Below are 20,768 nucleotides of genomic sequence, written 5' to 3' on the forward strand. Positions count from 1 at the left end.
ACCCCGCCCGCCGAATCGGTCAGGCGAGGTTCTCGCACGTCAGGGGTTACTTGAGGAGCTGGCGCGCCATGACCATGCGCTGGATCTGGTTGGTGCCCTCGTAGATCTGGGTGATCTTGGCGTCGCGCATCATGCGCTCGACCGGGAACTCGCGCGTGTACCCGTACCCGCCGAGGAGCTGGACGGCGTCGACGGTGATCTCCATGGCGGCGTCGGAGGCGGCGCACTTGGCGGCGCTGGAGAAGAACGTGAGGTCCTTGACCGGGGTGCCGTTCATGGCGAGCTCCGACTTGGCCGCGGCGGCGTAGGTGAGCTGCCGTGCGGCCTCCAGCTTCATGGCCATGTCGGCGAGCATGAACTGCAGGCCCTGGAAGTCGGCGATCGGCTTGCCGAACTGCTTGCGCTCCTTGACGTACCCGACCGCGTAGTCGAGCGCGCCCTGGGCGATGCCGAGCGCCTGCGCGGCGATCGTGACGCGGGTGTGGTCGAGCGTGGCCAGCGCGGTTTTGAACCCGGTGCCCGGCTCGCCGATCATCCGCGAGGCCGGGATGCGGACGTTCTCGAGGATGACCTGACGGGTGGGCGAGCCCTTGATGCCCAGCTTCTTCTCCTTGGGGCCGAACGACACGCCCTCGTCGTCCTTCTCCACCACGAACGCGGAGATGCCCCGGGCGCCGGCCGAGGGGTCGGTCACGGCCATGACCGTGTAGTACTCCGACACGCCGGCGTTGGTGATCCACATCTTGGTGCCGTTGAGCACGTAGTGGTCGCCGTCGCGCTGGGCCCTCGTCTTCATCGAGGCGGCGTCCGAGCCCGCCTCCGGCTCGCTCAGGGCGTAGGAGAACATGGCCTCCCCGCGCGCGACCGGCGTCAGGTAGCGCTGCTTGAGCTCCTCGGACGCCGACAGCAGCAGGGGGACGGTGCCCAGCTTGTTGACGGCCGGGATCAGCGACGACGAGGCGCACGCGCGGGCGACCTCCTCGATCACGATCACGGTCGCGAGCGCGTCCGCACCCGCCCCGCCGTACGCCTCGGGGATGTGGACGGCATGCAGGTCGGCGGCGACGAGGTCCTTGTAGACCTCCCAGGGGAACTCCTCGTTCTCGTCGGCCGCCGCGGCACGCGGGGCGATCTTCTCGTCGGCGAGGGCCCGGACCGTCTCGCGGAGCATGTCGTGCTCCTCAGCGGGCGCGTAGAGAGGGAAGCTCATAGCGCGATACTAGGACGTCCGACTAGAAAGTTACCAGTCAGTACGGCAGCCTTCCTGACAGAACTCCCTGACAGGGGCGGGGAACCGGATCGCCTGGCGTCGACCGGGCGAGCCGAGAGCCGTACCGTGGGGGCCAAGGCGCCGGTTTGCCCAGGTGGCTCACAGGGCAGTTGACTGGGCCGGTACCATGCCAGATCACAAAGAGTCGGTAAGAGGGGAGCATGCCGTGCCGTACCGCCTCACTGTGCTGGGGACCGGATACCTGGGTGCTACGCACGCGGCGTGCATGGCCGAACTGGGCTTCGAAGTGCTCGGTCTGGATGTGGACCAGAGCAAGGTCGAACGGCTGCAGCGCGGTGAGCTGCCGATCCACGAGCCCGGCCTTGAGGAGCTGCTCCGCCGCAACCTCGACTCGGGCAGGCTGCGCTTCACCAACTCGTACGAGGAGGCGGCGAGGTTCGGCGACGTCCACTTCATCTGTGTGGGCACTCCCCAGAAGAAGGGCGAGTACGCCGCCGACGTCTCCTACCTCGACGCGGTGGTCGAGTCGCTGGCCCCCTACCTCGACCGCGAGTGCTTGGTCGTGGGCAAGTCCACGGTGCCCGTCGGCACCGCCGAGCGCCTCGCGGACAAGCTCGTACGGCTCTCGCCCGCCGGCATGCAGGTGGAGCTGGCCTGGAACCCCGAGTTCCTGCGTGAGGGCTTCGCGGTGCAGGACACGCTCCGCCCCGACCGGATCGTCCTCGGGGTCGCCTCCGAGCGGGCCGAGAAGGTGCTGCGGGACGTCTACGCGCCCCTGGGCGAGGTCCCGATCGTGGTGACCGACTTCGCCACGGCCGAGCTGGTGAAGTCGGCCGCCAACGCGTTCCTGGCCACGAAGATCTCGTTCATCAACGCCATGGCCGAGGTCTGCGAGGCCGCCGGCGGCGACGTCACGCAGCTGGCGCAGGCGCTGTCGTACGACGAGCGGATCGGTGGCAGGTACCTCGCCCCCGGCCTCGGCTTCGGCGGCGGCTGCCTGCCGAAGGACATCAGGGCGTTCACGGCCAGAGCCGACGAGCTGGGCGCCGCGCAGGCGCTCGCCTTCCTCCGCGAGGTCGACGAGATCAACCTGCGGCGCCGCACCCGGACGGTCGACCTCACCCGGGAGGTCCTGGGTGGGGCGTTCGACGGCCGCAGGGTCGCGGTGCTGGGAGCGGCGTTCAAGCCCAACTCCGACGACATCCGCGACTCGCCGGCGCTCGACGTGGCCGTGAAGATCGCCGAGCAGGGCGGGCAGGTCACGGTCTACGACCCGGTGGCCCTGCCGAACGCGCGGGCGGCCCATCCCCACCTCGGGTACACCGAATCGGCCATGGAGGCCGCCCGGGGGGCCGAGGTCGTGCTCCTGCTCACCGAGTGGCAGGAGTTCGTCAGCCTCGACCCCGAGGAGCTGGGAGCGATTGTCGCGGCACGCGTCGTGGTCGACGGCCGCAACGCGCTCGACGCGGAGACCTGGCGGGACGCCGGCTGGGAATACCGCGCCCTCGGCCGCCCCTGACCGAGTCCCCCTACTGACTGACCCCGGGCCGCCTACCGGCCGCGCCGCCTACCGACCGAGCTGGGCCGCCTCGGCGCGCAGCCGCTCGCCCTTGGCGTGCGCCTGGTCCCGGAGGGCGGCCTGGAACTCCTCCATCCGCCGCCGCAACCCCTCGTCCGACGCCGCCAGGATCCGTACGGCGAGCAGTCCCGCGTTGCGGGCCCCGCCGACGGCGACGGTGGCCACGGGCACCCCGGCCGGCATCTGGACGATCGACAGCAGCGAGTCCATGCCGTCCAGGTATTTGAGCGGCACCGGGACGCCGATCACGGGCAGCGGAGTGACCGAGGCCAGCATGCCCGGCAGGTGGGCCGCGCCGCCCGCGCCCGCGATGATCACCTTCAGCCCGCGACCGGCGGCGCGGGAGCCGTACTCGATCATTTCGGCGGGCATGCGGTGCGCCGACACCACGTCGGCCTCGAAGGACACGCCGAACTCCGCGACCGCCTCGGCCGCCTGACGCATCACCGGCCAGTCCGAGTCGCTCCCCATGACGATCCCGACGTCAGGCATCCTCAGGTCCTCTCAGGCAGGTGACGGCGTGGTGAGCGCGGGCCCGCACCTCGTCGAGGTCGGTCCCGAGGGCGGTGACGTGCCCGATCTTGCGGCCGGGCCGGACGTCCTTGCCGTAGAAATGGATCTTGATGCCCGGGTCGTTGGCCATCACGTGCTCGTACCGGGAGTACACGTCAGGGTCGGGTCCGCCGAGCAGGTTGGCCATGACGACGACCGGCGCGGCCATCGACGGCGACCCGAGTGGCAGGTTGAGCACGGCCCGCAGGTGCTGCTCGAACTGCGAGGTGCGGGCGCCCTCGATCGTCCAGTGGCCGCTGTTGTGCGGGCGCATGGCCAGTTCGTTGACGATGAGCCCGGTTTTCGTGACGAACATCTCGACCGCGAGCAGCCCGGTCACGCCGAGGTCGCGGGCGATCGTGAGCGCTACGCGCTGGGCGTCGGCCGCCTCCTCCTCGCTCATGTCCGGCGCGGGCGCGATGACCTCGACGCAGATGCCGTCCTTCTGGACGGTCTCGACCACGGGATAGCTGACGCCCTGACCGTGCGGGGACCGGGCGACCAGCACGGCGACCTCACGCTCGAACGGGACGAACGCCTCGGCCAGCATCTCGACACCGGTGGCGAGCGCCTCGCGCGCCTCCTCGGGCGAGGCGCAGACCCACACGCCCCGGCCGTCGTAGCCGCCGCGTACGGCCTTCAGCACCACCGGCCAGCCGTGCTCCGCGGCGAACGCCTCGACGCCGGCCACGTCGCTCACCCGGGCCCAGGCCGGGCAGGGCGCGCCGATCGCGGTGAGCCGCTCCCGCATGACCGCCTTGTCCTGCGCGTGGACCAGGGCGTCGGCCCCGGGATGCACGGCGTACCCGTCGGCGGCCAGGGCCCGGATGTGCTCGGTCGGCACGTGCTCGTGGTCGAAGGTGACGGCGTCGCACCCCTTGGCGAACTCCCGGAGGTCGGCCAGGTCGCGGTAGTCGCCGAGCCGGGTGTCCACGATCACCTTGGCGGCGCTCTCGTCACGGGTGTTCGCGAGCACGCGCAGGTCGACGCCGAGCGCGATGGCCGCCTGCTGCGTCATCCTCGCGAGCTGGCCCGCGCCGACCATGCCCACCACGGGCGCGGTCACGGGCTTCGAAGGGGGAACGTTCGGGCTGTTCACGACACGTCAGCCTACCTATTGTGCGCGAAGAACCGTCAGCCGGAGCCTCCCTCGCGAATCGAACCCTCGTCGGCCACACTGACTCCATGGAATACGTCGGCCGGGTGCCCGCGCCGCCGCTCGACCGGTTCATCGACGACATCTACTGCCTGAGCGGGGTGCCGCGACACCGCCTGATGAACGTCCCGCCGATGCCGTCGGCACACCTGTTCGTCAATCTGGGCGTACCCGTCCGCCTGTGGGATTCCGACCCTTCGGTGCCGCCGGCAGTGCTCACCGACGGGTGGTTCATGGGCGTATGGACTAGACGTTTCCTCTTCGAGTACCCCACACGGGTGCGGCTCGTCGGGGTGCATTTCAAGCCATGGGGGATGTCCCCGTTCATCGGCATGCCGGCGATCGAGCTGCGGAACCGGTGGGTGCCGGTCGACGCCGTCTGGCAACGGTCCGTGGACCGGATTCGCAACCAGGTCGGCGACATCGCATCGGCCACCGAGACACTGCGGGTCGTGGAGGAGGAGCTGCGATCGCGATTCGCCGAGGCGCCATGGGGCGGTCTCGACCTGGTCCAGCGGACAGGCGAGCGTTTGGCGACCTCCCACGGCGCGGTCCCGGTCGGCGCGCTGGCCGATGCCGCGGGGGTGAGCGGCAACCACCTGGCCACGCAGTTCAAGTCTCACGTCGGGGTCACCCCGAAGCGGGTGGCGCGGATCTATCGCTTCGCGCGGCTGATCCTGTCCGTAGACGCCCTGCGTCCGGTCGACTGGTCACAGCTCGCCCAGACGGCGGGCTATTTCGACCAGGCCCACTTCAGCAGGGAGTTCAAGGACTTCACCGGACACACCCCGACGGGATACCTGGCCCTGCGGCGCCGGTTCCCCCCCGAGCAGGCGTTTCCCCCGGACAACGGTCCGATGCCGGCTGATTGATTTTCTACAAGCCCGGTCGCCCCCGGGGCGGCAAGATCGGGGGAACGCGCAGGGCGACTCCAGGAGAACTCATGGGTACGGTGATCATGCACGACGTGGTGTCGGTGGACGGCTTCATCGCCGACAAGAACGACGACGTCGGACCACTGCACGATTGGTACTTCAACGGGGACACCCCGATCACCGAAGGCGGCGACCGGCAGTACGACCATTCCGGAGGAGCCGGAAGCGGCTTCAAGGTCTCACGTGCGTCGGCGGAGTACGTCCGGTCGACGTGGGAGGCGATCGGCACTGTCGTGATGGGCCGCCACCTGTTCGACCTGGTGAACGGCTGGGAGGGGCAGCCGCCCGCGGGTGACCACGTGGTCGTGGTGTCCCACCGGCCCAAGCCCGAGGGCTGGCACCCCGAGGCGTCGTACCATTTCGTCGACGGCGTGACGGCCGCGATCGACAAGGCCCAGGAGCTCGCCGGAGAGCGCATCGTCGCTGTGAACGCCGGCGAAGTGGGCAGCCAGATCCTCGCGGCCGGTCTCGTGGACGAGGTGGCGATGGACGTGGTGCCGGTGGTGTTCGGGTCGGGCAAACGCTACTTCGGCGACATTTACGGTCAGCATCTGCTGGAGGATCCCCACGTGGTCATCCAGGGCGACGGAGTGCTACATCTGAGGTTCAAGGTACGCCGCTAGCTGGAGCCCTCGGCGAGATCGGCGAGGACCCGCCGCATGCCGACCGTCGTCATCGTGTTGTCCTTCGCCACCTTGGTGGCCAGCACGAGGATCTCACTGCCAGTGACGGACGTGGACGTGCCGCCCGTGAAGGCGCGTACGTCGGCGCTCCGATAGCGGGGATGGGCCAGGGAGGAACGGCCGGAGCCGGGCTTCTGCGTGAAGACGACGCGCAACGCGTGGAACACCAGCGACCCGCCGCCGGGCAGCGCGAGCGCGCGGGCCGGCCCCTCGATGCGCACGTCCGTGGACAGGTGATCGGGGCGGACCCTGCCGGGGGCCCGGACCAGTTCCGCGAGCAGGCCGCGCATGGGGTCGCCGGAGGCGAAGCGCACCCCGCTGACCCCCTTTCCGCTCACCCCCGCGGGATCGGTCAGGAACGCCACGTGCCGGGTGGGCGCGAGCCGCGCGCCGACGGCCGCGTCCGGGTCGGCTATGGCGTCGGTCACCTCGCCCTCGACGCCGTCCTCCACCACCTGGGGAGCCTTCCCCACGACCGGGATCGGCCCGGCGCCGAGCCGCCATCGGCCGTCCGCCCGGACGAAGACCAGGTAGACGGGCTGGGGCTTCCTGGCGAGCACGGCGAACCAGGCGCCGTCCTCGCCGTCCTGCCGGGCGGGCAGCAGGAACTCCGGATCCCGGTAGCCGGGCGGACCGGGCACGGCGAGGCCCTCGCGCGCGGCCGCGCAGACACGGCCGCCGATGGTGCTCTCCACGCCGGTCGTGAGGTGCTCGATCTTGGCGCAGTCCTCGTCCTTCCAGGCCTCGGACAGGTCGCCGAGGCCGTCGAAGGCCGCCTGCGCCTCGGCCATGGTGACCTCGACGGTCGCCGGAGACGTGTCACCGGGCACGGCCGGGGTCTCGCGCACGCCCTCGGTCCCACACCCCGCGAGCAGGACGAGGCCGAGACCGAGGGTCGTGATTGTCCGCAACACGATGAAAGGCCACCCCTCCAGAACGCGCGCGCCCCCGAACGAAGTGATCCTGGTCGGGCGAGAGCGTAGTGCGAAGAGCGCCCAGTCATCCCAGATAGCAGGATTTTTCTTGAAATGTTCTTTGGTGACCTGGGACGAAGCGGGCCACGGTTGCGGCAAGACCCCGATTTGTGCCTCCTACCGGTAGCCTGAGAAGACCTCGCCGCCGACCATGGCCGCTGAACAGGAAGGACCGTACGGGACGTGCAGTTTCTTCGAAGCGCCTACGAGCGGTTCGCCGCGCTCATCCACGAGTTGCTCAAGTTCGGCATGGTGGGCGCGATCGCGTTCGTCATCGACTTCGGCGGCACCAACCTGCTGCGGTTCGGCGTCGGCCTGGGCCCGCTGTCGTCGAAGGTCGTGGCCACGATCGTCGCCGCCACGTTCGCGTACATGGGCAACCGCTTTTGGACCTACCGCCATCGGGAGCAGAGCGGCCTGGCGCGCGAGTACGTGCTGTTCTTCCTGCTGAACGGCATCGGGCTGCTGCCCCCGCTGCTCACCATCGGCTTCGTGACGTACTCGCTGGGCCTGCACGACGCGCTGAGCTACAACATCGCCCAGTTCGTCGGCATCGGGTTGGGCACGTTGTTCCGCTTCTGGTCCTACAAGAAGTGGGTGTTCCTGGCCGCCCCCGCGCTGGCGGACGAGAGCGTGGGGAGGGCCGGCGTCCGGCCCCACCCCGAGGTGAAGGCACAGGCCGACCCCCTCACCACCCGCTGAAACCCCGTCACGCGGGGCCGCTCACCACCCGGTGACGGTCGTTGTCGCGGGTGTGCCGTAAGAAGATGGCGAAGGTCGCCGGGCGGCGCTTGACGAGCTCCAGCCGCCCGCCGTCGGCCGCGACCAGCGCGCGGGCGAGGGTGAGCCCCAGGCCCGTGCCGCCTCCTCCGCTCACGCTCCGCTCGAACACCCGGTGGCCGAGGGCCTCCGGGATGCCCGGGCCCTCGTCGGCCACCTCGATCACCACAGACCTGCCCGTACTCGATGTGTTGATCGTCAGTACGCCGTCGCCGTGCTTGAGGGAGTTCTCCAGCAGGGTGGACAGCACCTGGCTGAGCCCGCCGGTCGTGCCGAGGGCGCGCAGGCCGCGGTCGCCCGCGAGCACCAGCGACCGATGGGCCCGGCGGAACGCGGGCTCCCACTCGACGATCTGCTGCCCCACCACGTCGTCCACGTCGATCGGCTCCGCCTGGGCGTGCCGCTGCCTGCGGGCGGCGGCCAGCAGTTCGTCGATCACCGCCGTCAGCCGCTCGACCTGCACCACGGCCGCCTCGCCCTCCTCGCGGACCACCTCGGGCTGGTCGGCCGCCGCGACGATCTCCTCCAGGCGCATGCTCAGCCCGGTCAGCGGCGTACGCAGCTGGTGGGAGGCGTCGGTCGCGAACTCGCGCTCCCGCGCGAGCAGGTCGGAGATCCGCAGCGCGCTGCGGTCCAGCACCTCGGCAACGAGATCCAGCTCCGGGATGCCGTAGCGGTGCCTGCTCGGCCTGGCGTCGCCCGAGCCCAGCCGCTCCGCGATCCTGGTGAGATCTTGGAGCGGCAGGCTCAGGCGACGCGAGGTGACGGTGGCCAGACCGATCGCGGCCCCGAGGGCCACGACGGCGAGCGCCATGATGAGCACCAGCCGTGCCTGGGTGTCCTGTTGAATCTGGGCCGCGTCACGGCTGACGCGTACGTATCCGTTCTCGGAACGCGCCTCCTCGGTCAGGTCGCGGCCAGCCGGAGGAGGCGCCCCCACGACGATCGGCGGGTTCCCGCGGACGAACACCTGGAGGTACCGGTCCGGGTAGTTCCGCGCGAGCTGGTCGGGACTGATCTCCTGCCGCTGGCTGACGGAGTACTCCACTCCGAGCAGCAGCCGGTTCGCGTCCGTCCTGAGCTCCTGGGCGACCTCGTCGTTGATCAGACGCACGACGACCACGCCCAGGGGCACGCCTAACAGCAGTACCGCGATGACCGCGACGAGCAGCATGGAGGAAAGCAGGCGCCGGCGCACGTGCTAGCCCCTCCCCCGCAACCGCCCCACGGCGGCTACTCGCGCTCGAAACGGAAGCCGACCCCTCGGACTGTCGTTATGTACCGCGGCTTCGCCGCGTCGTCGCCGAGCTTGCGGCGCAGCCACGAGATGTGCATGTCCAGTGTCTTCGTCGACCCCCACCAGTTCGTGTCCCACACCTCGCGCATGATCTGCTCACGGGTGACGACCTTGCCGGCGTCCCGTACGAGCACGCGCAGCAGGTCGAACTCCTTGGTGGTCAGGTGCAGTTCCTTGTCTCCCATCCAGGCCCGGCGCGAGTCGGCGTCGATGCGGACGCCTTGCACCACCGGGGTCTCCGAGGTTCCGCGCCGGAGCAGGGCCCGCACGCGGGCGAGCAACTCCGCCAGGCGGAACGGCTTGGTCACGTAGTCGTCGGCCCCGGCATCGAGACCGACGACGGTGTCGACTTCGTCGACGCGGGCGGTGAGGATCAGGACCGGAGTCCCGTGCCCCTCCGCGCGAATGCGGCGCGCGACCTCCAGCCCGTCCATCTCTGGAAGGCCGAGGTCGAGAACAATCAGGTCGACGCCCCCCGACAAGGCCCTCTCCAGGGCCTGCGGGCCATCCGGGCTCACCTCCACCTGATAGCCCTCCCGGCGCAGGGCACGCGCCAGTGGCTCGGATATCGAGGTGTCATCCTCGGCGAGAAGTACGCAGGTCATGGTGCGATCGTAGGACCTTAAGCGATCGTTTCCCGGCTACAGCGCGCCTTTTGACTTGTCGTTGACCCATCAATTGACCTGGGCAAACACTGATAAATCCGGGATAGTCAGCACGCAAGCGACGCGATCTTCTACCCTATTCTCGACCATTTAGAACATCGTCGCAGGAAATCGGATGAGGGTATGAAAAACGCCCGCCGAAACGATGACGGCGGGCGTTGTCCATCTGAATTCCCGTGCAGCCCCGGGTATGACGGCTCAGGAGGACGACGGCGGCTCGGCGTACCGCTGAAGGTACAGCTGCTCGCCCAGGCTCTCCAGGAGGCCGAGCTCGGTCTCCAGATAGTCGATGTGGTGCTCCTCGTCGGCCAGGATGCGCTCGAAGAGCGCCGCCGAGGTGATGTCTCCCCGCTCCCGCATGAGGGCGCTCCCCGGCCGCAGCCGCCTGACCACGCCCAGCTCCAGCTCGAGGTCCGCCTCAAGCTGCTCCCTGACCGTCTGGCCGATGTGCAGGGTGTTGAGCTTCTGGTAGTTCGGCAGACCCTCCAGGAACAGAATCCGGTCGGTGAGTTCCTCCGCGTGCCGCATCTCGTCGATGGACTCCGCCCGCGTGATGGCGGCGAGCTTCGTATATCCCCAGTTCTCCTGCAGCTTCGCGTGCAGGAAGTACTGGTTGATGGCGGTCAGCTCGGAGGTGAGCTGCTCGTTGAGCAGCGCGATGATCTCTTTGTCGCCCTGCATAAGCTTCCTCGATCTATGCGCTGGTTACCAGGTCCTCTGACCGTTTCAGGATCGCACAGATCTTCCGGACACAAGACGCGCAGTCCCCCCCTGCCCCTGTGGCATCCCGCACCTGGCGGGCCGTCCTCGCCCCGTCGGCGATGCAGTCGTGCACCTCGCTCTCGGTGACGGCGCGGCAGATGCAGACGTACATGGGTCGCCTCTCAGAGGATCATTAGGAAGGTTAGGCATACCTAAGATAACTCACTTTGGTAAGGCTTGCCTACGTGACCCGGAGCACAAAAAGAGGGCGGCGCCGCTCCACACGGCACCGCCCCCTTCCGGGACCGGCTCCCCCGGAACCCGATCAGAGCACCACGACCGACCGCAGCACCTCCCCGCGGTGCATCTTGCCGAAGGCCTCCTCGACCTGGTCGAGGCCGATGGTCTCGGTGACGAACCCGTCGAGGTCGAGCCGGCCCTGCAGATAGAGGTCGATCAGCATGGGGAAGTCCCGGCTGGGCAGGCAGTCGCCGTACCAGGAGGACTTCAGCGCTCCGCCGCGCCCGAAGACGTCGAGCAGCGGCAGTTCGAGCTGCATCTCCGGGGTCGGCACGCCGACCAGCACGACCGTCCCGGCGAGGTCGCGCGCGTAGAAGGCCTGCTTGTAGGTCTCGGGGCGGCCCACCGCCTCGATCACGACGTCCGCGCCGAACCCGCCGGTCAGGTCGCGGATCGCCTCCACCGGGTCGGTGTCCCGGGAGTTGACGGTGTGCGTGGCGCCGAAGCCGCGGGCCCAGTCGAGCTTGCGTTCGTCCACGTCCACGGCGATGATCGTCCGCGCTCCGGCGAGGTGCGCGCCCGCGATGGCCGCGTTGCCGACGCCGCCGCAGCCGATCACCGCGACCGTGTCGCCCCGTGTGACACCGCCGGTGTTGATCGCGGCCCCGAGGCCGGCCATCACGCCGCAGCCGAGCAGGCCGGCGACGGCCGGCTTGGCCGCCGGGTTGACCTTCGTGCACTGCCCGGCCGCCACGAGGGTCTTCTCCAGGAAGGCCCCGATGCCGAGCGCCGGGCTGAGCGCGGTGCCGTCGGCCAGGGTCATCTTCTGCGCGGCGTTGTGGGTGTTGAAGCAGTACCACGGCCGGCCACGCAGGCAGGCGCGGCACTGCCCGCACACCGCCCGCCAGTTCAGGATCACGTAGTCGCCGGGCTCGACCTCGGTCACGCCCTCGCCGACCGCCTCGACGACTCCCGCGGCCTCGTGGCCGAGCAGGAACGGGAAGTCGTCGTTGATGCCGCCCTCCCGGTAGTGGAGGTCGGTGTGGCAGACGCCGCAGGCCTGCACGTTGACGACCGCCTCGCCGGGTCCGGGGTCCGGCACGACGACCGTCTCCAGCGTCACCGCCTCTCCCTTGCCGCGCGCCACGACGCCCTGGACTTCGTACGGCATGTCCCGCACCTCAACTTTCTCGGCTGGATCTCCTCAGAACATACGGCTCCACCACGCCGAGCCCGCGCGCGGGACGGCGGCGGAGTTTGACCAGGTCGACGCCGGACGCCCCGGCGAGGCCCGCGGCCAGCTCGCTGTCGGCCAGGATCGTGCCCGGCCGCGCGATGGCCGTCAGCCGCGCCGCCAGGTTGACCGTCGTGCCGAACACGTCACCCATGGCCGGCAGCACCGGCCCGTACGCCAGCCCGACCCGCACGTCCGGCCCCTCGGCGTCCCGTTTGAGCTCGTCGAGCAGGTCGAGCGCGATGAGGGCCGCGGTCCGCGGGTCGCCGGCGGTGAAGAGCACCTCGTCGCCGAGTGTCTTGACCAGCCGCCCGTCGTGCGCCGCGATCACGTCGGAGGCCCGCGACTCGAACCCCTCGACCAGGTCGGCCAGTGCCAGCTCGTCCAGCTCGCGCGACACGCGGGTGAAGGCGACGAGGTCGGCGAACCCGACGGCGAGCCTCGGGCGGGTCGGCGAGACGTCCTCGCCGGGCTCGGCCAGGGAGACCAGCCGGCTCGCGGTCGCGGCGAGCTGGGAGCGCCATACGTGCACCAGCGTCTGCTCGAAGTCCGGCAGCAGGCGGCTGACGGTGTCCATCACCTGCCGCAGCGCGTCCTCCCCCGGCCTCGCGCCGGGCTCCATCAGCGCGTCCACCATGATCTCGGCCTGCCACTGGGCGAGGCGCGCGGTCGTACGGCCGAGGGCCCGCGCCATGCGGATGACGGTCCGCTCGTCCAGCATCTCCGCGTCGAGCAGGTCGCGGATGCGGTGCAGGGCCGCCAGGTCGGCCTCGGTGAACGCGACGGCCTCGTCGGCGAACGTGGCGAAGCCGAGGGCCCGCCAGATCCGCGCCGCCAGGTCCTGCGGAATGCCGGCCGCTTCGGCCACCTGCCGTCGCGTGTAGGCCGGCGGCGGCCCCAGGAACAGCCGCCGCATGTCGTCGGCGCCGGGGCGCCCCCCTGTCTCCACGTCCCCCTCCCCCGTGTCCTGCCTGTCTGTCTCGTCCGAGCCCGCTACGCCGGCCCGTGGGCCGCGCCGCACTCAGTCCCCGTCGATGTTCCCGTCCGCGGCGTCCTCCACCAGCCGGAACAGCTCGTGCCGTACGCGCTGGATCTGGGGGATGTCCCGGTAGTCGATGTCGCCCTTCTCCGACGCCGACTCGACCCGGAGCGTGCCGCAGCCGAGGATTCGCTCCATGAGCCGCTGGTCGGAGCTCACGCTGCTGACCTTGGCCAGCGGGATGTCGTCCTCCGACTTGTTCAGCACGCCCGTGCTGATCGCGAAGCGGTGCGAGGTCAGCGTGTAGGAGGTCGTCACCCAGCGCAGGTAGGGGATGAGCGTCCACAGGACCAGCGCCACGAAGGCGACCACGGCCACCGTGCCGCGGGCGTACCCCGCGTACTCGTAGTCGCCGGGGATGAAGACGAAGGCCGCGACGACGGCGGCGAGCACGACGAGGAAGGCGAGGAACGGCAGGATCAGCCGCTTCCAGTGTGGATGGAACGATAGAACGATCCGCTCGCCGTCGGCCAGGTATTGATCAGGGAGACCCATGGCGCAAATCGTGACACGATCGCCGGTCGATTGCATGCGTTGAGAGTGTCTGACGAATGCTGCCCGTCGCGAGCATGGATCCAGGTGGATGCATCGCAAGGCGGAGGAGCTCGGAGCGGAGCCTCCGGCCCACGACGACAACGCGGCGAGGCGCCGCCTGGGCCACGCGCAGCAGGGCCATGATTTGTCGGGCACGACCTTGGGTCAGCCCGCGGCGCGGTTCCCCCCGGAGGTGTCACTGTTCTCCCCGGAAGTGTCACGGCTCCCCCCGGACGTGTCGCGGCGGACGTGGACGACGTCGCCCGCGCTGAGCGCTTGGTCCCCGTCCTTGCCGCGTACGAGCAGGTGACCGGACGCGTCGACGCCGGTCGCGAGGCCGGTCAGCACCCGTTCGCCGGGCAGCTCGACCCTGACCTCCTGCCCCACGGTGGACGACCAGGCGAGGTAGGCGGAACGCAGGCCCGAGGCGTCCGGGTCGCCGTCGGCGGCCACCCAGTCGCGGTAGTGCGACTCGATCTCCCGCAGGATCGCACGCAGCAGCGGGTCGCGGTCGGTGCAGGCGGCGTCCTCGATCGCGAGGGACGTGGCCCGGTCCACGGGCAGTTCCTCCCGCCGCAGTGAGACGTTGAGCCCCATGCCGACGACCACCGCGTGGTCGACCCGCTCGGCCAGGATGCCGGCGAGCTTGCGCTCCCCCACCATCAGGTCGTTGGGCCACTTGAGCCGCACGTCGACCTCCGCGAGCCGCCGTACCGCCGAGGCGGCGGCGAGGCCGACCAGCAGCGCCAGCCAGCCCTGCCGGGCGAGCGGCACCTCCGGCCGCAGCAGCATCGAGAACGTCAGTCCCGAGCGCGACGGCGCGGTCCACGGCCGCCCGAGCCTGCCCCGGCCGGCCGCCTGCTCCTCCGCGACCAGCACGGCGCCCTCGGCCGGATTCTCGCGCACGGTCCTGGCCAGGTCGGCGTTGGTGGAGCCGGTCCGCTCGACGACGCGTACGGACGACCACAGCGAGCCGGGGCGCACCAGCGCCCTGGTCAGCGCGGTCTCGGACAGCGGAGGACGGTCGAGATCGGCGTACGGCGAGTTGGGCACCCGCCCAGGCTATCGGCCTCCGGGGCCGCCTCCGCCGCTGCCCGGTGCCCGTTCTCATCGGCCGGGCTGGGCCGCTGTGGCGGACTCCAGCGCGCGCATGCGCCGGAGCCGGGCGGCGAGCCGGGGTCCGCATGTCCCGGTCCGCCCGCCATGGCCAGGCCGGCTGCCGCGGTCCGCCGGCAGGTAGCCGAAGACGGCCATCTCGGGGGCGGCGACCTCGGCGACGAGCGCGGCCTCGGCCGGAGTGAGCACGCCGCGCCACAGGTCGCGCCGCTCCGGCGTCACCGGTTCGAGCGCGCGGGCCTTCCACCACTCCCAGGGGTGCACGATCGGCGGCGGCGGTCTGTTTCCCGCCGGTCCGGCCGGTCCGGCGGGCGGTACGCCGAGGAAGTCCGCGAGCCGGGCACGGCAGGCGGCCGGATCGGCGACGAGGTCCTCGTATCGCACCACCAGGCATCGCCGTGGCCCGAGCCGGTGCCGGGCCGCGCGCAGCGACCGCTGGTCGAAGGCCCACTCCTCGGCGAGCTCGCCCGGGTCGCGGATCCCCCAGGGCACACCCCGGTGCGAGGCGGCCACGGCACGCGGGTCACGCACCACCCCGACGATCTTCAGGGCGGGGTCGGCCGACGTCGCGGCCCGCCACCACAGCAGGTGTTCCGGCGTCTTCTCGCCGTACCGCACGGGGGGTGGGCCCGCTGGACACGGAGGACACAGTGCCACGACAAGCGCGGAGAACAGGTCGATCAGACGATCGCAGCGCGGCCCGATCAGATCGGACATCCGGCCGCGATCCAGGCGCAGGCCCGTCGAGGTGGGCAGCGCCTCGAACCGGCTCAGCTCGTCCGCGACCTCCGGCCATGTGAGAGGGAAACTGCGTCTGGCCAGCAGGCCGGGCGCGAACAGGTGCAGGAAGTGGGTCTCGGGCGGCATCACCACGCCCGGCAGTTCGCAGCACAGCCGCTGGGTCACGGTGGTGCCCGACCTCGGGGTGCCGACCACGAGGAACGACAGACGCGGCGCCGTGTCCCGTGTCGCGATCCGCGCCGTCTCCCGCGTCGCGTCCCGCACCGGTGCCGGCGCCTCGGGCCGCAGCACGTCCGGCACGGTGTCCGGCACGGTGTCCGGCACGGTGTCCGGCACGGTGTCCGGCACGGTGTCCGGCGTCGCGGCCAGCACCGTGCCCGGCGGGGTGGTCGGCGTCGCGGTCGGCACCGTGCCCGGCGGGGTAGTCGGCGCGGGGTGAGGCACCGTGATCACCGCAGCGCTCTCGCGGGCGACGGCACCGCCGTCCGCCGGGCCCGGTCCCTCCACCGGCTCATTGCGCGTCCCGCGTCCCCGCCGGGGTCCGCCACCAGGGGCCGCCGCGCTCGTCGGCCAGGCGCAACGCCTCGGCGGCGACCTGCTCCGGAGGGATGTCGAGGCAGTCGAGGGCGAAGGGACAGGCGAACTGGCGGCAGGGGGAGCACGCCGTGGGCACCGTGAGGATCGAGGCCGGGCCGAACCGCGGCCGGTACTGCTCCACCTGCTCGGTGCCGGCGAACAGCACGACCACGGGCGTGCCGAGCGCGCTGGCCAGATGCGCCCCGCCGCTGTTGTTGCACACGACCACGTCGACGGCGTCGATGAGCGCCGCCAGGACCGGCACGTCGAGCCTGCCGGGCAACAGGAGCGCGCCGGGCACGCCGGCGCCGGTGAGCTCGACGAGCGGCCTCTCCCTGGCCGTGCCCGCCACGACGACCCGAAGCCCCGCGGCGGTGAGCAGCCCGGCCACCCGGGCGAACCGGTCGGCCGGGTACCGCCGCGCGGAGCAGGATGCCCCGGGCAGGATCAGCGCGCAGGGTCGCCTCCCGCGGCCGTCGCGGTGACCGCGGCCGTCCCCGTCACCGCGGCCGTCCTTGTGACCGTCCCCGGCGGACCGGCCGCCCGCGGCGGCGCCGAGCAGGCGGCGGGCCGTGCGGGCCGCCTCCGCGGGCACCCGCACGCGCAGCCTGCCCTCGACCGGAGGGACACCCGCCCGTTCGAGCAGGTGCAGCGCGCGATCCACCTGGTGGGTCTCGTCCGGCGGTGACGGCACCCAGTGGGTCAGCCCCGCCCCGCCGAACTCCTTGGACATGCCGACTCGTACGGGCACCCCGGCGAGCCGGCAGAAGTACGCGGCCGGCCAGGGGGCCTGGGAGAACGAGGTCAGGATCACCGCCGCCTCGTAGCCGCCCCACCCGATCCGCTCGACGAGGTCCAGGTCGTCGGTGACCGGGACGTCCTCTCCGCCGGTCTTCTGCCACGAGACCGAGGCCGTGAGCACGCCGTCGACCTCGGGAAGCAGCGCGGCGGCGGCGGCGCCGGCGGGGGCCGCCAGCAGGTCCAGCCGGGCCCGGGGAGCGGCCCGCCGGAGCGCCCGCAGCGCCGGGCCCGCCATCACGACGTCGCCGAGGTTGTCGGGGCGGATCACGAGCACGCGGGCGAGCCCCCGCCACGGGACCGGCGGGCCAGCGAGCGCCGCGGGATGCTCCATTTCCTGCGCGTACCCCCCGAAAAAGGCGCATAAAGCCCCATAAATGCATGGTTTGCCACGAAAGTCCCTCGGGCACCTTCCCGAGCGCCGCGGCCGCCGGCCGTGGCAGGGCGCACGCATGCGGGGTGGGCAGGGCGCCCTCTTCAGCGGGACCGGACGCCGGGGTCGTGGACGCGCGGACACGACGTCGCCGCGACAGGCTCCGGCCTCCCACAACGACTCGTGAGCCGCCGGTCGCCCCGGCGAGCCTGACCTGGCCCACGCCGAGCCGGTACCTGCCGCGGTTGCTGTCCTGCTCGACCAGATCGAGGCTCTTCAGCATCGCCACCAGGGGGAAGACAGCCGACGAGGGGAGGCGGCCGTGACGGAGGGTGGCCGGATCCGCGTCGCCATGGTCCATGGTCCCGGGCACGCCGATCACGACGGCGTCGGCGACTACGTCGAACGGCTCGTCGGCGCGCTCGGCGAGGCCGGGGTCGAGGCGGTGGGGGTGCCCGTGGGATCACCGGAGGCCCGCTCCCCCCGGCACTGGCTGCCCGCCACGCTCGACGCCGCCCGGCGAGTGCGACGGCTGCGCCCCGACGTGGTCCATGTGCAGTTCGCCCCGTCCGCCTACCGGTTCTCGGGGCTGCCCGGGCTGCTGCCGCCCCTGCTGCCGCCCGGCGCGCCGCTGGTGACCACCCTGCACGAGTACGGCTGGTGGGCGGCCCCCGGCTGGGTGCCCGGCCCCGTCTGGCGGCCCCTGGAACGCGCCCGCCTGTGGGACCGGGAGACCGGGCGGCTGGTGCCCGCCAGCGCCCTCGTGGTCGTGACCAACGCCTCCCATGCCCGGCAGGTCCGAAAGCGCGTCGGGACGGCCGCCGTGGAGGTGCCCCTGGCGCCGAACGTCGTGGATCACGGCGGCGGACGGCAGGCGCGCGTGCGGGTGCGAGACACGCTCGGCCTGGGCCCGGACGATCCGCTGCTCGCCTTCTTCGGGTTCGTGCATCCCGTGAAGGGCGTGCGGCAGCTCGTCGAGGCGCTGCCCGCGCTGCGCGCGGCCCGCCCCCGCCTGCGGCTGCTGGTCGTGGGCGGCTTCACCTCCCAGGCGCTGCCGGAGGCCGAGGCCCGGGCCTTCCGCGCGGAGCTCGGGGCACTGGCCGCGCGGCACGGGGTCGCGGACGCGGTGACGTTCACCGGGCACCTGCCCGCCGCCCGGGTGTCGGAGCTCCTGCACGCGGCGGACGTGGGCGTCCTGCCCTTCACGGCCGGGGTGACGACCAAGAGCGGCGCCCTGCTGACGATGCTGGCCCACGGACTGCCGACCGCGGTCACCGTGCCGGACGAGCCCGACCCCCGCCTTCCGCTCGGGGAGGCCGTCGCCGTGATCGGGGCCCGCCGCGACCCCGCCGCCATCGCGGACGCCGTCGGGCCGCTGCTCGGCGACCGTGAGGCGCGGCGGCGCCTCGGCGCGGCCGCCCGGCGGCTCGCCGCCCGGCACTCCTGGTCGCGGGTCGCCTCCGCCCACCGGGCGCTGTACGAGACCCTGGCCGGCCCTGGCCGGCCGCTCGGCCGCCGGGATGCGTGAGCCGTACCGGGAGATCCTGGTCGTCGACCTGCTCGGCGGGATCGGCGACCTGGTCATGCTCCTGCCCGCCGTGCACGGCCTGGCCCTGCGCAACCCGGGCGCGTCGCTGCGCGTGCTCACCCATGAGCCCGGCGCCGCCCTCCTGCGCGGCGACCCCGCCGTCGCACGGGTGCTCACCCCCCGCCACGGCGGCGCGGGCGCCGAGCGGGAGGCCGTGGCCGAAGCACTGGCCGCCCGCCGCCCGGACCTCGCGATCACCACCACCCGCTATGACGGCATCCCCGATCTCCTCGCCGCGTCGGGCGCGCGGTGCGTCACCGACCTGTGGCGCCGTCCGCCCCCGGACGAGCCGGTCGGCGAGCGCTACCTGCGCATCCTGGTCGCCGAGGGGCTGCTCCGGCCCGAGGACGCCCTCGCCCGTCCGGCCGTGCGCCTGACGCCGGACGAGATCGCGTACGGCGAGAGCGCGCTCGCCCGCCGCCTCCCGGCCGTCACCCCGGCAGGTACGGCGCGGCCCCCGGTCGTGCTGGTCGCCGACGCGGGCATGGACGTGAAGCGGTGGCCCGCCGGGCGCTGGCGCGAACTCGCCGCGCTGCTGGCCCGGCGCGGCCATCCCCTGCTCACGCCCGACGCGCCGCCCAAGCGCGCCGGCGCCGCGCACTCGGCGTTCGGCCCGGAGGTGGCGGCGCTGCCGCGGTGCGGCCTGCGCGGGCTCGCCGCGTGCTTCGCCGCCGTGGCGCGGCGCGGCGGTGTGGTCGTCGGCGGCGACACCGGGCCGTTGCGGGTGGCCGCCGCGGCCGGAGCGGCCACCGTCGGGCTTTTCGGCCCCACCTGGGCCCGCAGGTACGGCATCGGCGCCTCCGCGGGCCCAGGCGGCGCCGTCGACCTGCAGGGACAGCCCGGATGCCCGCACCGCCGGCCCACCGCCATCACCGAGCAACCGTGCTGGTGGACGGCCGAATGCCCGCTGTCTCCGGCGGGGGCCGCCTGCATGACCGACATCGGCGTGTCCTCCGTCGCCCGCGCCGTGACGCGCCTGTGCGCCGATTCCTCCGCGCGCCACCCGGCGGACGACGCCTGAGACGCGGCGTGGCAGGCTGCGTACCGGAAACAACGGCAGCCATGCCCTGGAGGAGACGGCACATGGAACGGGACGGCGCGGCGCGGCCCACGGCTCGGCTGGGGCCCGTCACACGCGCACGCGTCCGGAGGGTGTCCGGGTCGTCCGTACGCGACCGGCGGGACGATCTCGCCACCGAGGAGCCGCTGGAGATCCGGCTCCTCGCCGGCGGCGAGAGCCGTACGGTGGCGATCACGATGCGGACGCCGGGCGCGGACTTCGAGCTCGCGGCGGGCTTCCTGCACGGCGAGGGGATCACCGGTCCCGGCGACATCGCCGCCATCGGCTACTGCACCGACGAGGACCTGGACCCCGAGGCGCGCTACAACACCGTGACCGTGCGGCTCACCACCCCGCACCTGCCCGACCTCGGCGCCCGGGCGCGCAACTTCCTCACGTCGAGCGCGTGCGGCGTCTGCGGCACGGCGAGCCTCGACGCGTTGCGCGACCGGTGCGCCGTGCCGGCCGTGCGCCCGCCGGTCGGCGTGTCCGCCACGACCCTGTACGGCCTGCCGGACCGGCTGCGGGAGGCCCAGGGGGTCTTCGGCAGGACGGGCGGGCTGCACGCCGCCGGGCTGTTCACCCCCGACGGCACGCCCGTGGCCGTACGGGAGGACGTGGGGCGGCACAACGCCGTCGACAAGCTGGTCGGCTGGGCGCTGCTCGGCGGCCGGAGCCCCCTCGACCGGCACGTCCTGCTGGTGAGCGGCCGGGTCAGCTACGAGATCATGCAGAAGGCGGCGAGCGCGGGCATCCAGATCGTGTGCGCCGTGTCCGCGCCCTCCTCGCTCGCCGTCGACCTGGCGCGGGAGTTCGGCATCACGCTGGTGGGGTTCCTGCGCGAGGAGCGCTTCAACATCTACGCCTGCCCGGAACGCGTCGACGTCGGACAGCCCTGAAAGTGCCCGGCCGGGC

At 72.1% G+C, this 20,768-nt stretch carries 21 protein-coding genes; 7 read left to right on the top strand and 14 right to left on the bottom strand.

From position 1 onward, the window contains the following. Nucleotides 1–46 precede the first annotated feature (46 nt). Nucleotides 47–1,210 (bottom strand): acyl-CoA dehydrogenase family protein, encoded by a 1,164-nt coding sequence (locus ACWEQG_RS09390; protein ID WP_363464428.1) that lies wholly within the window; start codon nt 1,208–1,210, stop codon nt 47–49. Nucleotides 1,211–1,436: 226 nt separating this feature from the next. On the opposite strand from ACWEQG_RS09390, the gene ACWEQG_RS09395 reads away from it, so the two are divergent. After that, on the top strand, nt 1,437–2,750 hold the full coding sequence (locus ACWEQG_RS09395; protein WP_452283268.1) for a UDP-glucose dehydrogenase family protein: 1,314 nt from the start codon (nt 1,437–1,439) through the stop codon (nt 2,748–2,750). A 48-nt stretch (nt 2,751–2,798) separates the two neighbouring features. On the opposite strand, the gene purE is transcribed toward ACWEQG_RS09395, so the two are convergent. Further along, nucleotides 2,799–3,302, bottom strand: a complete 504-nt coding sequence (gene purE / locus ACWEQG_RS09400; protein WP_189181336.1) for a 5-(carboxyamino)imidazole ribonucleotide mutase — start codon at nt 3,300–3,302, stop codon at nt 2,799–2,801. Then, entirely contained in the window at nt 3,295–4,407 is a 1,113-nt protein-coding gene (locus ACWEQG_RS09405) for a 5-(carboxyamino)imidazole ribonucleotide synthase (protein ID WP_452283919.1), read from the bottom strand. The genes purE and ACWEQG_RS09405 overlap by 8 nt, the downstream gene beginning before the upstream one ends. A gap of 140 nt (nt 4,408–4,547) precedes the next feature. Between ACWEQG_RS09405 and ACWEQG_RS09410 the strand changes: the two genes are divergently transcribed. Continuing rightward, the gene (locus tag ACWEQG_RS09410) at nt 4,548–5,390 is read left to right on the top strand and encodes a helix-turn-helix domain-containing protein (RefSeq protein WP_452283270.1); all 843 of its coding nucleotides are present in this window, start codon (nt 4,548–4,550) and stop codon (nt 5,388–5,390) included. Between the two features lie 71 nt (nt 5,391–5,461). Continuing rightward, nucleotides 5,462–6,076 (top strand): dihydrofolate reductase family protein, encoded by a 615-nt coding sequence (locus tag ACWEQG_RS09415; protein WP_452283272.1) that lies wholly within the window; start codon nt 5,462–5,464, stop codon nt 6,074–6,076. Here the strand turns inward: ACWEQG_RS09415 and ACWEQG_RS09420 are convergent. After that, entirely contained in the window at nt 6,073–7,050 is a 978-nt protein-coding gene (locus tag ACWEQG_RS09420) for a hypothetical protein (protein WP_452283273.1), read from the bottom strand. The genes ACWEQG_RS09415 and ACWEQG_RS09420 overlap by 4 nt on opposite strands. Nucleotides 7,051–7,293: 243 nt before the next feature. Here ACWEQG_RS09420 and ACWEQG_RS09425 point away from each other — a divergent pair, with 243 nt between their 5' ends. After that, complete coding sequence (locus ACWEQG_RS09425) at nt 7,294–7,812, top strand: GtrA family protein (protein WP_452283275.1); 519 nt, start codon at nt 7,294–7,296, stop codon at nt 7,810–7,812. Nucleotides 7,813–7,819: 7 nt separating this feature from the next. Here the strand turns inward: ACWEQG_RS09425 and ACWEQG_RS09430 are convergent, their stop codons facing one another. From ACWEQG_RS09430 to ACWEQG_RS09475, 10 genes are all read right to left on the bottom strand, one after another. Then, entirely contained in the window at nt 7,820–9,088 is a 1,269-nt protein-coding gene (locus tag ACWEQG_RS09430; protein WP_182906054.1) for a HAMP domain-containing histidine kinase, read from the bottom strand. A gap of 35 nt (nt 9,089–9,123) precedes the next feature. Next, a complete protein-coding gene (locus tag ACWEQG_RS09435) occupies nt 9,124–9,792 on the bottom strand; it encodes a response regulator transcription factor (RefSeq protein ID WP_030451323.1) in 669 nt (222 codons plus the stop codon). 258 nt (nt 9,793–10,050) lie between these two features. After that, nucleotides 10,051–10,533, bottom strand: coding sequence for a bacterioferritin (gene bfr, locus ACWEQG_RS09440; protein ID WP_452283277.1), 483 nt, complete (start codon nt 10,531–10,533; stop codon nt 10,051–10,053). A 13-nt stretch (nt 10,534–10,546) separates the two neighbouring features. Continuing rightward, entirely contained in the window at nt 10,547–10,726 is a 180-nt protein-coding gene (locus tag ACWEQG_RS09445; RefSeq protein WP_142616586.1) for a (2Fe-2S)-binding protein, read from the bottom strand. Between the two features lie 153 nt (nt 10,727–10,879). Further along, nucleotides 10,880–11,965 (bottom strand): S-(hydroxymethyl)mycothiol dehydrogenase, encoded by a 1,086-nt coding sequence (locus tag ACWEQG_RS09450; protein WP_452283279.1) that lies wholly within the window; start codon nt 11,963–11,965, stop codon nt 10,880–10,882. A 10-nt stretch (nt 11,966–11,975) separates the two neighbouring features. Next, nucleotides 11,976–12,977 (bottom strand): adenylate/guanylate cyclase domain-containing protein, encoded by a 1,002-nt coding sequence (locus tag ACWEQG_RS09455; protein ID WP_452283281.1) that lies wholly within the window; start codon nt 12,975–12,977, stop codon nt 11,976–11,978. Between the two features lie 72 nt (nt 12,978–13,049). Further along, nucleotides 13,050–13,562, bottom strand: a complete 513-nt coding sequence (locus tag ACWEQG_RS09460) for a PH domain-containing protein (RefSeq protein ID WP_452283283.1) — start codon at nt 13,560–13,562, stop codon at nt 13,050–13,052. Nucleotides 13,563–13,766: 204 nt separating this feature from the next. Next, the gene (locus ACWEQG_RS09465) at nt 13,767–14,654 is read right to left on the bottom strand and encodes a biotin--[acetyl-CoA-carboxylase] ligase (protein WP_452283285.1); all 888 of its coding nucleotides are present in this window, start codon (nt 14,652–14,654) and stop codon (nt 13,767–13,769) included. A 54-nt stretch (nt 14,655–14,708) separates the two neighbouring features. Further along, complete coding sequence (locus ACWEQG_RS09470; RefSeq protein ID WP_452283287.1) at nt 14,709–15,911, bottom strand: sulfotransferase family protein; 1,203 nt, start codon at nt 15,909–15,911, stop codon at nt 14,709–14,711. 58 nt (nt 15,912–15,969) lie between these two features. Beyond that, complete coding sequence (locus ACWEQG_RS09475) at nt 15,970–17,166, bottom strand: glycosyltransferase family 9 protein (protein ID WP_452283289.1); 1,197 nt, start codon at nt 17,164–17,166, stop codon at nt 15,970–15,972. Between the two features lie 361 nt (nt 17,167–17,527). Here ACWEQG_RS09475 and ACWEQG_RS09480 point away from each other — a divergent pair, with 361 nt between their 5' ends. From ACWEQG_RS09480 to fdhD, 3 genes are all read left to right on the top strand, one after another. After that, nucleotides 17,528–18,733, top strand: coding sequence for a glycosyltransferase (locus ACWEQG_RS09480; RefSeq protein WP_452283291.1), 1,206 nt, complete (start codon nt 17,528–17,530; stop codon nt 18,731–18,733). Then, a complete protein-coding gene (locus ACWEQG_RS09485; RefSeq protein WP_452283293.1) occupies nt 18,726–19,814 on the top strand; it encodes a glycosyltransferase family 9 protein in 1,089 nt (362 codons plus the stop codon). Before ACWEQG_RS09480 ends, ACWEQG_RS09485 begins: the two co-directional genes overlap by 8 nt. 62 nt (nt 19,815–19,876) lie before the next feature. Beyond that, complete coding sequence (gene fdhD / locus ACWEQG_RS09490; protein ID WP_452283295.1) at nt 19,877–20,752, top strand: formate dehydrogenase accessory sulfurtransferase FdhD; 876 nt, start codon at nt 19,877–19,879, stop codon at nt 20,750–20,752. The last annotated feature ends 16 nt before the right edge of the window (nt 20,753–20,768 follow it).

The sequence above is a fragment of the Microbispora sp. NPDC004025 genome (assembly GCF_053604425.1).